Source organism: Kribbella sp. NPDC051952, assembly GCF_040680855.1.
Taxonomy (GTDB): domain Bacteria; phylum Actinomycetota; class Actinomycetes; order Propionibacteriales; family Kribbellaceae; genus Kribbella.
This window is the reverse complement of record NZ_JBFAXQ010000028.1, coordinates 25,597-38,237: the sequence shown is the minus strand read 5'-3', so window position 1 is coordinate 38,237 and position 12,641 is coordinate 25,597. Positions and strand designations below refer to the sequence as shown.

Annotated in this window: 10 protein-coding genes; 5 read left to right on the top strand and 5 right to left on the bottom strand. The window is 65.8% G+C overall.

Annotated features, from left to right (window positions below; translation table 11 throughout):
* Positions 1–20: 20 nt before the first annotated feature.
* The gene (locus tag AB0L70_RS35080; protein WP_363691117.1) at positions 21–899 is read right to left on the bottom strand and encodes an MBL fold metallo-hydrolase; all 879 of its coding nucleotides are present in this window, start codon (positions 897–899) and stop codon (positions 21–23) included.
* A gap of 14 nt (positions 900–913) precedes the next feature.
* Positions 914–1,576, bottom strand: coding sequence for a phosphoribosyltransferase family protein (locus AB0L70_RS35075; protein ID WP_363691116.1), 663 nt, complete (start codon positions 1,574–1,576; stop codon positions 914–916).
* A 257-nt stretch (positions 1,577–1,833) separates the two neighbouring features.
* Between AB0L70_RS35075 and AB0L70_RS35070 the strand changes: the two genes are divergently transcribed.
* On the top strand, positions 1,834–2,286 hold the full coding sequence (locus AB0L70_RS35070; RefSeq protein ID WP_363691115.1) for an SRPBCC family protein: 453 nt from the start codon (positions 1,834–1,836) through the stop codon (positions 2,284–2,286).
* Between the two features lie 88 nt (positions 2,287–2,374).
* Positions 2,375–3,349: a TIGR03885 family FMN-dependent LLM class oxidoreductase gene (locus AB0L70_RS35065; RefSeq protein ID WP_363691114.1), complete on the top strand. Its 975-nt coding sequence runs from the start codon at positions 2,375–2,377 to the stop codon at positions 3,347–3,349.
* Here the strand turns inward: AB0L70_RS35065 and AB0L70_RS35060 are convergent, their stop codons facing one another.
* From AB0L70_RS35060 to AB0L70_RS35050, 3 genes are all read right to left on the bottom strand, one after another.
* Entirely contained in the window at positions 3,350–4,117 is a 768-nt protein-coding gene (locus AB0L70_RS35060; protein WP_363691113.1) for an ANTAR domain-containing protein, read from the bottom strand.
* Between the two features lie 145 nt (positions 4,118–4,262).
* Positions 4,263–4,757 (bottom strand): carbonic anhydrase, encoded by a 495-nt coding sequence (locus tag AB0L70_RS35055; protein ID WP_363691112.1) that lies wholly within the window; start codon positions 4,755–4,757, stop codon positions 4,263–4,265.
* 90 nt (positions 4,758–4,847) lie between these two features.
* Positions 4,848–5,291 (bottom strand): hypothetical protein, encoded by a 444-nt coding sequence (locus AB0L70_RS35050; protein WP_363691111.1) that lies wholly within the window; start codon positions 5,289–5,291, stop codon positions 4,848–4,850.
* Positions 5,292–5,739: 448 nt separating this feature from the next.
* Here AB0L70_RS35050 and AB0L70_RS35045 point away from each other — a divergent pair, with 448 nt between their 5' ends.
* The 3 genes from AB0L70_RS35045 to AB0L70_RS35035 all read left to right on the top strand — a co-directional run bounded on the left by AB0L70_RS35045 (position 5,740) and on the right by AB0L70_RS35035 (position 12,543).
* A complete protein-coding gene (locus tag AB0L70_RS35045; protein WP_363691110.1) occupies positions 5,740–9,957 on the top strand; it encodes a BTAD domain-containing putative transcriptional regulator in 4,218 nt (1,405 codons plus the stop codon).
* A gap of 219 nt (positions 9,958–10,176) precedes the next feature.
* Positions 10,177–10,479, top strand: a complete 303-nt coding sequence (locus AB0L70_RS35040) for an alpha/beta fold hydrolase (protein ID WP_363691109.1) — start codon at positions 10,177–10,179, stop codon at positions 10,477–10,479.
* Positions 10,480–10,737: 258 nt separating this feature from the next.
* Positions 10,738–12,543: a pentapeptide repeat-containing protein gene (locus AB0L70_RS35035; protein ID WP_363691108.1), complete on the top strand. Its 1,806-nt coding sequence runs from the start codon at positions 10,738–10,740 to the stop codon at positions 12,541–12,543.
* Positions 12,544–12,641: the final 98 nt, after the last annotated feature.

Sequence of the window (12,641 nt, the reverse complement as noted above, 5' to 3'; positions counted from 1 at the left end):
CGTCGCCGCAACGGGCGGGTTCACAGCCAGGCTGCGGCGACGATCCTGGCCCGGTCGTCGGGGTGTTCGCGTACGCCGTACTGCGCGCGAGCGCCGGCCCACAGGATCAGCTGTCCCGCGTAATCGGGATGAAGCTCGATCAGGTGGTTGAAGTAGCGACGAGCCGTGGGTTCGGTGTTCAAGGCTGCTTCGGCTTCGTCGAGATAGCGCCGGGTGGCGGCGAGTTGGCGAGCGGCGTCGTCGTCGCCGAGTCGGTTGAGGTGCCCGGCCACGATGGTTCGCGGTGCGAGTGCCTCGACGTTGTCGATCGCAGCCCGCCACGGTGCGAGACCGTCGGGTCCCAGGGCGTCGCCGACGTACTGGTGGGCGCCGTTGTAGATCACGTCGCCGGCGACGACCAGCCCGAGGTCCGGGACGTGCAGCACGCTGGAGTCGTCGGAGTCGCCGTGGCCGACGTCGACGATGTGGAGCTCGTGGCCCTCGAGCGTGAAGCGGTTGTCCGGCACAGTCACCGCGGTGACGGGCGCCGGCGGGATGTCGTCGTACATCTTGTCCCACAGGAACGGGCGGGCGGTGACACTCGCGTGCATCTGCTTGATGACGCCCGCGGACGCGACGATGCGAGCTCCGAACCGGTCGGCCAGCAACTGTGCGGCGAACCAGTGGTCCCCATGGCCGTGGGTGATGTAGATGTCGGTCAACTCGCGTCCCCTGGACGCGACCCAGTCGCCCAGCTCGCGCGCCGCCGTCGGGCTGAAGCCGGGGTCGCTCAGTACGGCGTACTCCTGCCCGTAGACCAGGGTGCTTGCGATCGGAGAGAAACTCCTCGGAGCTCCGTTCGGAAGGGCGCCCTGCTGCGCGGGCGCTTCGCTGACGAATACGTCGTACGCGATGGTCATGATTCCTCCTCTGCTTACGCTGCGGCCAGGCGGCGGTTGTCGAGGAGGTTCCAGCGCGGGTCGTCGTCTGCCCAGTGGTTGACGAGAGCGTCGACCGCGAGTTGGTGGACCGTCGGGTCGAGGACGCCCAGCTCGGTCGCAGTCTCGAGCACCTGGAGATAGGTGGCGATCGACTCGATCGGAAGCCTTTTGGCAGTCGGCGTCACGGTGCCGGCGACATCCCGCATGTCAACCACGGTGAACGCCGCGGCGACCTCTGCACCTTCGGCTTGCAGTTCGGAAGTGAAGGCTTCGATCGCGGTGCCTGCGGAGACCGCGTCGTCCACGAGGAGCACTCGTCGGCCGTTCACCTCCGCGCCGCGGATCCGGGGCTCGTGTTCCTCGTGTCCCACGTAGCCGGGCTTGCGCACGAACGCGAACGGCAGATCGGCGGCCAGCGCGACGGCCGCCGCCAGCGGGATCCCACCGGTCTCGGCACCAACGATGACCTCCACGCCGAGACGCTCGGCGAACTCAGCACCCGGTACGGCGAGGTCGTGCAGCAGGCGCGGATCGCCGTACGCGTTCTCCACAGAAAGCGGGTGGAGAGGCAGCCGGGTCTTCATGTCCCATTCCGATATCCCGGGTCGAACCAGCCCCGGTGTCGCCGCCAGCCGGCCTACGAGTGTGCTGTTCATGATGTCTCCTACGAGTCGATGACACCATCGACGATGCCCGCCCAGCCGGCTGATCGCCCCTGGGCAACTCCCTGGTCCACCGCGTTGACCCACTGGCCGAAGCACCGTCGTGGCGGGTACTCGTGAAGGTGCCTGCTTCGGAATCCCTCTCAGGAGTGGTGGCTTTGGCATAGGGGTCGCTGCGTGAGTGTGTGACGGTCAGGTGGGGTGGGCACCGGGTGGCGACTAGAGATGAAGAAATACTTGGAGGTAGGGGTATGAGCACGATTACGCAGTCGATTGATGTCGATGTGCCGGTGACTACGGCGTACAACCAGTGGACGCAGTTCGAGTCGTTTCCGCAGTTCATGGAAGGTGTCGAGGAGATCCGTCAGCTGGATGCGACGCACAACCACTGGGTGGTGAAGGTCGGTGGGGCGACGCGGGAGTTCGATACGACCGTGACCGAGCAGCATGCCGATGAGCGGGTGGCGTGGAAGTCGGACTCCGGGCCGCAGCATGCGGGGGTCGTGACGTTCCACAAGCTGTCCGACACCACGAGTCGGGTGACGGCGCAGATGGACATCGATCCCGAGGGTTTCCTGGAGAAGGTGGGCGACAAGTTCGGGGTGATCGAGGGCCGGGTGAAGGGTGATCTCCAGCGGTTCAAGGAGTTCATCGAGGATCGCGGCAACGAGACCGGCGGCTGGCGGGGCGACGTACCGCGCTGACGAAGCGGACGTCCGTCGACCAGATGGATCCAGGCGCGGCAGCTGATTCCCGTCGACTAGATGTTGTGGTTGATGGGCACGGGGAGAGATGACTGTCTTCGGATTTCATGCCTCTCATGAGCAGGTGCCGCCCGGCGAGTTGCTGGCGGCTGTGGTGCGAGCTGAACAGGCAGGCTTCACAGCGGCGATGTGTTCGGATCACTTCAGCCCGTGGAGCGTGCGTCAGGGGGAGTCCGGGTTCGCTTGGGCCTGGCTCGGCGCGGCATTGCAGGCCACCGGTCTTTCGTTCGGAGTGGTGAACGCTCCCGGCCAGCGGTATCACCCGGCGATTATTGCGCAGGCGATCGGCACCCTGGGCTCGATGTATCCCGGTCGGTTCTGGGCTGCGCTCGGTACGGGAGAGGCGAGCAACGAGCACATCACGGGCGAGCGCTGGCCGCGGAAGGCACACCGCAACCAGCGGCTCGAGGAGTGCGTCGGGGTGATCCGGCACCTGCTGCAGGGTGAGGAGGTGAGTCATGACGGCCTCGTGACCGTCGACCGCGCCCGGCTGTGGACTCTTCCTGCCGAGCCACCCGCCCTGCTGGCTGCGGCGATGTCTACCGCTACCGCCGAGTGGTGTGCCGGCTGGGCCGACGGGATGATCACGGTGGCGGCCGACGAGGATCACCTGCGCCGGATGATCTCGGCGTACCGGGACAATGGCGGCCGCGGGAAGGTCTGCCTGCAGGTCCACGTGAGTTACCACTCCGACGAGGACGAAGCCGTTCGGATCGCGCACGATCAGTGGCGGACCAATGTGTTCGCGCCGCCGTTCTGCTGGGACACGGACACGGCTGAGGCGTTCGACCAGGCGGCTGAACACGTCCGGCCCGAATCGATGCACCAGGCCGTGCGGATCTCGTCCGACCCGGCTCGGCACGCAGAGTGGCTCAACTCGTACGCCGAGTTGGGTTTCGACGCGATCTATCTACATCACGTCGGCCAGGAGCAAGCCGAGTTCATCGATGTGTTCGGCGAGAAGGTCCTACCCCAACTGAAGGTTTCCAGCCCGGCACACTGATCAGCCGATGGCGAGGCCGTAGGTGTGGAGGGTGTCCGAGAGGTTGCCGGCGTTCTGGGCTTCGACGAGTTGCAGTGACACTGCCCTGAGCTTGACGTTGGTGTCCTGTGAGGCGCGTTTGAGGACTTCGAAGGCGATGTCCGAGGTGATCTCGTACCGGTGCATCAGGATGCCCTGGGCCTGTCCGATGATCGTTCGGGTGTGCAGCGCTGCCTGGAGTTGCTCGATCAGCTTGGTGCTGTTGTCGTAGAGCGTCACGTTGTCGAACGCGACTCCGGCATTGAGCGCGAAGAGCAGGACGATGTCGTACGACGTACTGCTGAAGGCATCCGGTTTGACGGAGAACAGGCTGAACGCCGCGGCCGCGCTGGTTCCGGCGGAGGGAAGGGGGAGCAGCAGGCAGCTGCGGTAGCCGGCGTTGATGGCGGCGGCGGCGAACTCCGGGTAGCGGTGATCCGCGGCAAGGTCACCGATATGGCGGGGCTCGGCGTACAGCAGGGTTTCGTGCAACGGGCCGTCGGTGGCGCTCAGGTGTGCGGCGAGTGCGGCCCGCGACGGTTCGGCCACCGCGTCCGCGGTCTTGTGGTGGCGAGCGAGGATGTCGGGTGTGCCCGATGTGAGCACGGTGATCGCAGCTTCCTCACACTCGGGGACGCTCAACACGACGCGGCTCACGAACCGGTTGAGGATCGTGACCACATCGTCGTCGTCCACCAGCCGGCCGATCTCCGCCAGTTCTTGCGCCAGCTCCAGAATCTGCTGCTCCATGCTGCCCATACTCGCGCATGTTCGGCAGAAACAGCACGGCCCGGTCAGTACCTGGTGTGCTCACGCTCAGTCACTGCTCGACCTCGATGGTTCGATCGAGGCGCCGGCTGACCGTGTGGCCGTAGGAAGCCACCCCGGACGGACGCTAGTTCTTCACCTCGCGCAGGTGGCCGGTTTCGACCTCGTAGACGAACCCGCGGACCGAGTCCTTGACCGGGATGAAGGGATCGGCGGCGATGCGCTCGAGCGATTGCCGGACGTCGGCCTCGAGGTCGGAGAACGCTTCGGCGGCCCAGTCGGGCTTCAGGCCGGTCTCGGCCTGGATCGATGCCTTGAACTCGTCGTCGGTGAAGGTCAGCATCCCGCAGTCGGTGTGGTGGATCAGGATGATCTCCGTCGTACCGAGGAGGCGCTGGCTGATGGCGAGGCTGCGGCGTTCGTTCGCTGTGATGACGCCGCCGGCGTTCCGGATCACGTGCGCGTCACCTTCCGACAGGCCGAGCAGACCGTACGGGTTGAGCCGTGCGTCCATGCACGCCACCACGGCGACGTGCTTGGCGGGCGGCAGCGGCAGATCGCCCTTGTCGAAGTTCTCCGCATATCGCTCGGCGTTTGCGAGCAGTTCATCGGTGACGCTCATGGTGGCCTCCGGGATTGTGTACTAATCCGATGAACTAACCTAACTTTTTACCGTCCTGCCGTGGGGCAGTCTCATCAAATGGATGGGCCCTCAGGATGTCGGCTTCGCGTAGCCGGCCTCCTGGTCGGCTGCGTCGATGAGGTGGTGGAACCGCTTGTGCACCCAGTGCCTCTTGCCGAGCAGTTCGATCTCTCCCCACACACCCGATACCGGGCCGAGCTGGGTCTGCCGAGGCAACACCCCGACGAGAGATTGCGGCTTGGCGCCACCAGAGAACTTGCTGCTCTCGAGCACGTAGATTCCGTCGTCAACGACCGCCACGCAGCGAAACCGAATCCAGAAGATCGTCAAGAACGTCAGGTAGTTGACAACAAACAGCCAGAAGTACGGCGCCGTCTGGCAGATGAACACCTGCCGGACCCGACTACCAGCCGGCAAAAAAACACCAGCACGCTCAACAAGCTCAGGCCTCTCCACCCCATCACCCACCACACCCAAGATGCTACCGAGCGTCAGGGCCGTGCCACCGCTCATTCGACCCCGGCGCCCGTTGGTGCCGGCTGGTCTGCGTACCCGGGGTAGCCGGTGCCTTCGTCCGGCCAGTCGCTTGGCACCAGCTTCATTGGCGACGATTCTCCGTACCCGGGGTAGCCGGACCCTTCGTCCGGCCAGTCGTCTGCCTGGACCTGCGCAGGTTGGCTCGCGGAGTCGGATTCCCACGGACTCGCCGACCCTACGAGCAGGGCAAGCGTGGCCGCGGCGAACGCGACTGCGAATGCTGTTCTGTGATTCCTGAATCCCCGGAATGTTGTCATGACCCGTCCTCCTGTTCGCGTCTGGCAGGACCGCCGGTGGCAGTCCGGGTTCGCCAGCTGCTGGGTGTTCCTGTCGTCGCTCAGGGCGGTATCGCGGCCGCTGCGCTCGGTATCACGGCGGTATCGGTGCCGTTGACGCCCTGCCAGGGGAGGTCGACAGTCGAGAGGTGGGTATCGACGTGCTCGGCCCGCTCACGATCGAGGGGGATCAGAAGACACTCGGACGACGTGATCGCGTCGTGGTTGCAGCGCTGGCCGTGCATCCTGGCGAGGTCGTCAGTGCCGAGCGGCTTGCCGACGCGTTGTGGGGCGAGGAGCTACCGCCGTCGTGGCCGAAGGTGATCCAGGGCTGCGTAGTACGGCTCCGCAAGATCCTCGGCGCCCACGCGATCGAGACGCTGCCGCTCGGCTACCGGCTCGCCGTACCGCTCGATGAGATCGACGCCCAGCGATTCGAGCGCGCTGTGGGTCGTTCCAGGGAGCTGCTGGCGGCAGGCGAACCCGAACGGTCCGCGCTGGTTCTCGCGGACGCGCTGACCTTGTGGCGGGGCCGGCCGCTCACCGAGTTGGACGGATGGGATGCGGCCCGGATCGAGGCTTCGCGGCTGACCGAGTTGCGGCACGCGGCCGAAGAGCTGTACGTCGAATCGGCGCTGCGATCGGGTCAGCATGACAAGGTACTGGCCAAGGCGCAGGCGATGGTGGCCGAGGAGCCATTGCGTGAGCGTCGCTGGATCCTGCTGGCCACCGCGCAGTACCAGTCCGGACGTCAGAGTGAGGCGTTGCGGACGATCCACCGACTGCGCACCGTGCTCAACCGCGACCTCGGCCTCGACCCCAACCCCGCCTTCGACGCCTTGGAGCAGGCGATCCTGCGGCAGGATCCGTCCCTAGTGGCGGCGAGCGCACTGCCGGAACCGAGCGCAGTCTGCCCATACCCGGGCCTTCAGTCGTACGGCGTGGACGACGCGGACGGTTTCTTCGGTCGCGACTCCGATATCGCAGCTTGCCTGTACAAGCTGTCCGAAGAATCGGTGCTGGCTGTCGTTGGACCGTCTGGCTGCGGCAAGTCGTCCTTGGTACGGGCTGGGGTCGCGGCAGCCTTGCATCGCGATGGCGTGCGGGTCGTGGTGATGACGCCGGGATCGCATCCGGTCGCTGCGATGGCGGCTGCGATGCCCGGTGCGGGGCATTCGCCGGTGCTGCTCGTGGATCAATGCGAAGAAATCTTCTCGCTCTGCAAGGACGCCACCGAGCGGACCACCTTCCTGACCGCACTCAGCGCTCACCAGGCGGTGGCACCGCTGGTCATGTCGATCCGAGCCGATCGACTCGCTGATGTCGCCTCCCATCCCGCCTTCGCACGGATGGTCGAGCGAGGGCTCTACCTGTTGCCCGGAATGACGCAGACCAATCTGCGGTCCGCGATCGAGGAGCCCGCTCGGCTGGCGTCCCTGGTCGTCGAACCGGGCCTCGTCGACCTGCTGGTCAACGAGGTGGATGACCAACCCGGCGCGCTTCCATTGATGTCGCACGCCTTGCGCGAGACCTGGCAGCGCCGGGAAGGTCGCACGCTGACCGTCGCCGGCTACAACGCGTCGGGCGGGATCCGCGGTGCCGTCGCTCAGTCCGCCGAAGAGGTGTACGAACGGTTCTCGCCGGAGCAGCGGGCGGTGTTGCGCGATTTGCTGCTGCGCCTGGTCGCGCCTGGTCCGGAAGGCGAGCCGGTTCGCAGCCGTCTGCCGCGCCGGCTGGTTGTCACCCGTCCGGAGGACGACGTGATGATCGACTTGTTGGCGGCTTCGAGGCTGGTCACCAGCGACACCGGCGTCGTAGAGATCGCCCACGAGGCGTTGGTCCGCGCGTGGCCACGACTGCGCGGATGGCTCGAGGAGGACCTCGAGGGTCAGCGCGTTCTGCACCACCTCGCTGCCGCTGCCGACTCCTGGAACAGCCTGGGCCGTCCCGAAAGCGAGCTCTACCGTGGAGTTCGTCTCGCCAAGGCCCTGGAATGGAGAGATCGTACGACGCCGACACTGACCGCGACCGAGGACGGATTCGTTGCCGCGAGCAAGCGACTGTCCGAGACGGAGTTGCGTGCGGCGGAAAGCCAGTCCCGTCTGCAGGTCAGGATCAACCGGAGGCTCCGGGCCGCGCTCGCCACGGGGGCCGTCCTGCTCGTCGGAGCGCTGATCGCGGGGCTGATCGCCGTACGCCAGGCAGATCTTGCCGAACAGGCGGCAACCAGGGAACTGGCCCGCCAGATCGGTACTCGCGCGCTCCTGACCGAGGACATCAGCCACTCGCTCCTGCTTGCCGCCCAGGGCGTCCGCCTCGAAGACTCACCGGAGACACGGGCCAACCTGGTGGCCGCGATGAACAAACGCCCGCTCCTGCTTCGGTCCACCTCAGCGCCCCTCGGCCGGATCGAACACCTCGACGTCTCGCCCGATGGCAGCCGGATCATCGCCGGCGACAACGATGTGACGCTCCAGCTGTACGACGCTCGATCAGGGGATGTTCTGCATTCGTACAGCTTTGGTCCGGTAGCGGCGGACGACGACGTCTTCACGAAAGCGAGATTCAGCCCGGACGGCCGCCTGGTCGCCGCCCTGGCCGGGAATGCTGAGGAAGAGCTCGATCCTCGCTGGCCACTCGTGCTGTTGAGCGCTGAAACCTTGGAGCCCGTGGCGCCCCAGCCCATGCTCCCGCGGATGGACGACCTGCGCTTCGACAGCCTTGCCTTCAGTGCGGACGGTCGCTTTCTCGCTGCCAGCATGTACGGCGCGTCCTACTACTCTGACGCATTCGGTCTGGTCTGGGACCTCCACGCGCCTGGTCGGCCACCGCGCAAGGTAGCGATGACCAATGCCTCCCAGAGCGTCGTCCTCAGCCCGGACGGCCACACAATCTATGGCCAGTGGCCGCTCACTGCCTACGACGTTGTCACCGGCAAGCGATTGTGGCGGCGGCCAGATCTCCAGGGTGGTCCCATCTTCGAGACCACAGTCGGTCCCCCCATCGCGGCGCTCACCAAGAAGGGCGACCTCTTGGCGTTTCAGCATCCTGGTCCCGATCGGAGCGACAGGACGACAACAACCTTGGTCGATGCGCGTACGGGGAAGACGGTCAAAGTGCTGCGAAGCGAGACCGATCCACCTCTCGACATGGCCTTCTCCGGCGACGGCAGACAACTGGCTACGGCTCATTCCGGCGGCGAGGTCGTGATCTGGGAGGTAGCCACCGGCGCCCCACGCCTTCGTGTCAAGACGACCGAAGCGTCATGGGCTGTTGCCTTCAGCCCGGACGCGCGGCGCCTGTATGCCGGCGGAGACGACGGCATCCTGCGGATCTACGATCTCGATGGGCAGCGGCCGTACCTCCGCGCGACGCAGACCGTTCCGTCGCGCCAGTACCTCCATGTCCTTGCCGCCGGCATCGGACAGAAAACGGCGTACCTGTGGCGAGAGGGCAAGACATCCTGGATGAGGCTTGCGGATGCGACCACCGGCACGCTGACGAGCCCTACCCGTCTCGACCTCGAACTGCCGCCAGTGGCACGGACGCCGGCGGCGTGGCACCCGGACGGACAAGAGTTGGCCGTCCACGATCTCGACACGATCAAGATCGTCGACGCCCGGACCGGCACGGTCCGCAGGGAGCGTGGCATCCTCGCATTCACGGTCGGGTACGTCGACCACGGCAATCGCATCGTCACCAGCGGGCCGGAAGGCACGACCTACGTCGGCTTGGACCTGTCACCCGTGAGTGCGACGTCGACCTTCACCACAGACTGCTGCGTGGCGTCGTCGAAGGACGGTGTGACGGCGGCGCTCTTCCAGAACGACGACGGAGTCTCCAGGCAGAACTGGCGAATCGTCCGCGCAGCGACCGGCGAGCCCCTTCGGAGTGGAGGTCTGCCGGTTCGCCTCAACTCCAGCGCGTACTCGCCCGACGGTCGACTGATCGCAGGCACCGGAGCGGACGGCGCGGTGCTGACCATCGATACCGAATCGGGCAGGTTGAGGCGGGCAGCGACGACCGGACACACCGACGAGGGCATCAGCATCCGCTTCTCGCCGGATGGCAGCCGCATCGTGTCGGGAGCCGCGGATGGCACCGTCAGCCTGTGGGACGCTCATACCCTCGATCTCCTCGGCACTCTCGCCATCTCCGCTGAGGGCGAGCCGGTCGCAGTGCACGCCACCTTCGCCGGTGGCAGCGATCTCGTCACGATCGCGGCGTACGACGGCAAGACCTATTTGTGGGACACACGAATCAACCAGACCATGGCTTACGCGTGCGCCATGGCCGGTCGCAACCTGACTCTTGGCGAATGGACCCAGGCTTTCGGCGATCGGCCCTACGAGAAAACGTGCCCCTGAAGCCGTCCTCGGATCGGTCGGCTGTGCGCTGAGGTCGTCGGTTCGGGCGATTGTGTCGGACCCCGGTGCGACGATGAGGTCATGAGTTTCCCCATTCAGGCCAGTGTGAGCACGCCCGTGCTCGAGATCGGCTATGAGGCGGCCGGCGAGCCGGATGCGGGCGACGTTCCGGTGATCCTCCTGCATGGCTTTCCTTAAGACGCACGCGCGTACGACGCTGTGGCAGACGAACTCGTGGCGAGCGGCCGGTACGTCGTCGCCCCCTATCTGCGCGGCTACGGCCCGACGAGATTTCGCGATTCCCGGACCCTGCGTTCCGGGCAGCAGGCGGCGCTGGGCCAGGACCTGCTGGACTTCATGGACGCGTTGGAGATCAACCGGGCCGTGGTCGCGGGCTACGACTGGGGCGGCCGGGCCGCGTGCATCGCCGCAGCCCTGTGGCCGGAGCGCATCACGGGCCTGGTCACCTGCGGTGGCTACGCGATCCAGGACATCGCGAACTCCGGCGAGCCGACGGCGTAATTGGTCCAGCGGGCCTCGACGATAGCCCTCACTTCACCGGCCACTGCGAGATCCGCTCACTACCGAACATCGGCCACAACGTCCCCCAAGAGACCCCAACCGCCTTCGCCAACGCGGTCCTCAGCCTGCCTACGCAATGATCGAAGAACCAGACCCGCCGAACCAACTTTCGTAACAGTTGGTCCCCACGATCGATACAGGGTGCAAGGGCGTTGGGGTCAGGTGCGAGGGAAGAGTGCAAGGTGATGGGGCTTCGGTATGACTGACGGACAGGCGGCGCCTGCGGCAGGATCGCAACAGCAAGGATCGGCGGTGTTGCTCGAAGACGCGGCACCGAACTGGCCGACGTGCAGGACCCGGCGTACGAAGTGTCCTGGCGTGCGTGTGGAGTCTCATCGCTTGTGCCTCGCGCACCTCGATGCTCGCGATCGAGACGCATATCTGTCCGGGCTGGCTCCGGGATCTGACATCGACGCGCGGGGCACGACGTTCTCGGAGGAGCTGCTGGCGGCCCTGCTGAACGCGGTGACAGACGACCGACCGCATTTCGGGGAGGCGAAGTTCGACCGTGCGATCTTCGAGGGGTACGCGCGGTTTACCCAAACCTGGTTCAGTGACGATGCCTCGTTCTTGCGTGCCGAGTTCCTGGGGGACGCATGGTTCCAAGAGGTCGCGTTCCAGCACCAGGCACGCTTCGCCAAGGCATCGTTCACGGGGCGAGCCAGTTTTGGTGATGCGCGGTTCCACCGCGATGCGTACTTCGCCCGGACGACCTTTGCAAGCGGGGCCTGGTTCGACAACATCGACGTCGCCGAAGGCGTCAGCTTCACCGATGCAGTCGTCGCCGAGGATCTGATGTTGACGAAGGCAAAGATTCGCGAGGGGTTGCACCTCGCCGGTGCGCAGATCGGAAAGAAGCTTGATCTTGGCGAGGCGACGTTCGAAGGCCTCAGGCAGCTCGGGCCGGTCGTGGTCGGGCAACGACTCGTCTTCGACCGAGCGACTTTTCTCCGGCCGGTCGAGCTTGAGGCAGCGGCGGCCGAGGTGTCGTGTAAGGAGACATCGTTTGCAGAGTCGGCGATGCTGCGTCTCAGACGTGCGACCGTTCAGCTGGACGGATTGAACTCGGAATCCACTGTGGTTCTGGCTTCTCAGCCCAGGCCCTTCTCGGTGGATCAATATTACGCACCGCCGAAGGAACTCGACGAGGCGTCGATCGATGCGGCCGGCGCGGGCCGCGGCGTCTGTCTCGCCTCGCTGCGGGGAGTCGATGCGTCGCGGTTGACGCTGGTGAACATCGACCTCGCGCGGTGTCATTTCGTGGATGCACGTCGGCTCGACAAGTTGAGCCTCGAGGGTCGTTGCCCGTTCGCGCACGCTCCGCGCAGGCTTGCGATCGGCAAGTTCCCGATCTGGCGTTACAGCCGGCGCCAACTGCTGGCCGAGGAGCTTGCGTTCCGATCTGGCTTGAAGTCGGGCTCGCCGGTGCTCGATCGCGCTCACGCTAGGGCTTGGGGACAAGGTGTCGGCAAGCTCGGCGCGGAGCAGATCGCTGTGATCTACCGACAACTTCGCAGAGCCCAGGAGGACGTGAAGAACGAGCCGGGGGCGGCCGACTTCTACTACGGCGAGATGCAGATGCGGCACTACGCCGCCAACAGCACGATCGGCGAGCGCTGGGTGTTGCGGTTGTACTGGCTGATCTCCGGTTACGGCTTGCGGGCAGCGCGGGCCGTCATGGCGCTTCTCGCTCTTCTGGCACTGGGAACCGTAGGTTTCGCGACGATCGGTCTCGCACCCACCCAGGCGGTCGAATTCCGTCCGGTCCAGCCACAGGCCGCGGGTCAGCCGCTGAGCTACCGACAGGTGACGATCTCCGGTGCGGAGCCAGGATGGGGAACCGCCCTGGATCAAACGGTGGACAGCACGGTGTCGATCCTGAAGTCAGGACAGTCCCGGCCGATCACACCTGCGGGACGAGCGATCCAGATAGCCCTGGGCTTCCTCGGCCCACTTCTCCTGGGCGTCCTGGCCCTCTCAATCCGAAACCAGGTAAAACGCTGACCCAACCAACTGAAGTCCCACCGAGGTTCTAGATCGGCCGGAGAGCGAGGTATCGGCACAGCCAGGTTGTAACGCAAGGAGCGCGCCGGTGATCTATC

What these genes read in the sequence shown, in the direction of transcription:
- AB0L70_RS35050 (WP_363691111.1), bottom strand. Translation starts at nt 5,291, where the DNA reads ATGAGCGGTGGCACGGCCCTGACGCTCGGTAGCATCTTGGGTGTGGTG.
- AB0L70_RS35065 (WP_363691114.1), top strand. Translation starts at nt 2,375, where the DNA reads ATGACTGTCTTCGGATTTCATGCCTCTCATGAGCAGGTGCCGCCCGGC.
- AB0L70_RS35075 (WP_363691116.1), bottom strand. Translation starts at nt 1,576, where the DNA reads ATGAACAGCACACTCGTAGGCCGGCTGGCGGCGACACCGGGGCTGGTT.
- AB0L70_RS35060 (WP_363691113.1), bottom strand. Translation starts at nt 4,117, where the DNA reads ATGGAGCAGCAGATTCTGGAGCTGGCGCAAGAACTGGCGGAGATCGGC.
- AB0L70_RS35080 (WP_363691117.1), bottom strand. Translation starts at nt 899, where the DNA reads ATGACCATCGCGTACGACGTATTCGTCAGCGAAGCGCCCGCGCAGCAG.
- AB0L70_RS35070 (WP_363691115.1), top strand. Translation starts at nt 1,834, where the DNA reads ATGAGCACGATTACGCAGTCGATTGATGTCGATGTGCCGGTGACTACG.
- AB0L70_RS35055 (WP_363691112.1), bottom strand. Translation starts at nt 4,757, where the DNA reads ATGAGCGTCACCGATGAACTGCTCGCAAACGCCGAGCGATATGCGGAG.
- AB0L70_RS35035 (WP_363691108.1), top strand. Translation starts at nt 10,738, where the DNA reads ATGACTGACGGACAGGCGGCGCCTGCGGCAGGATCGCAACAGCAAGGA.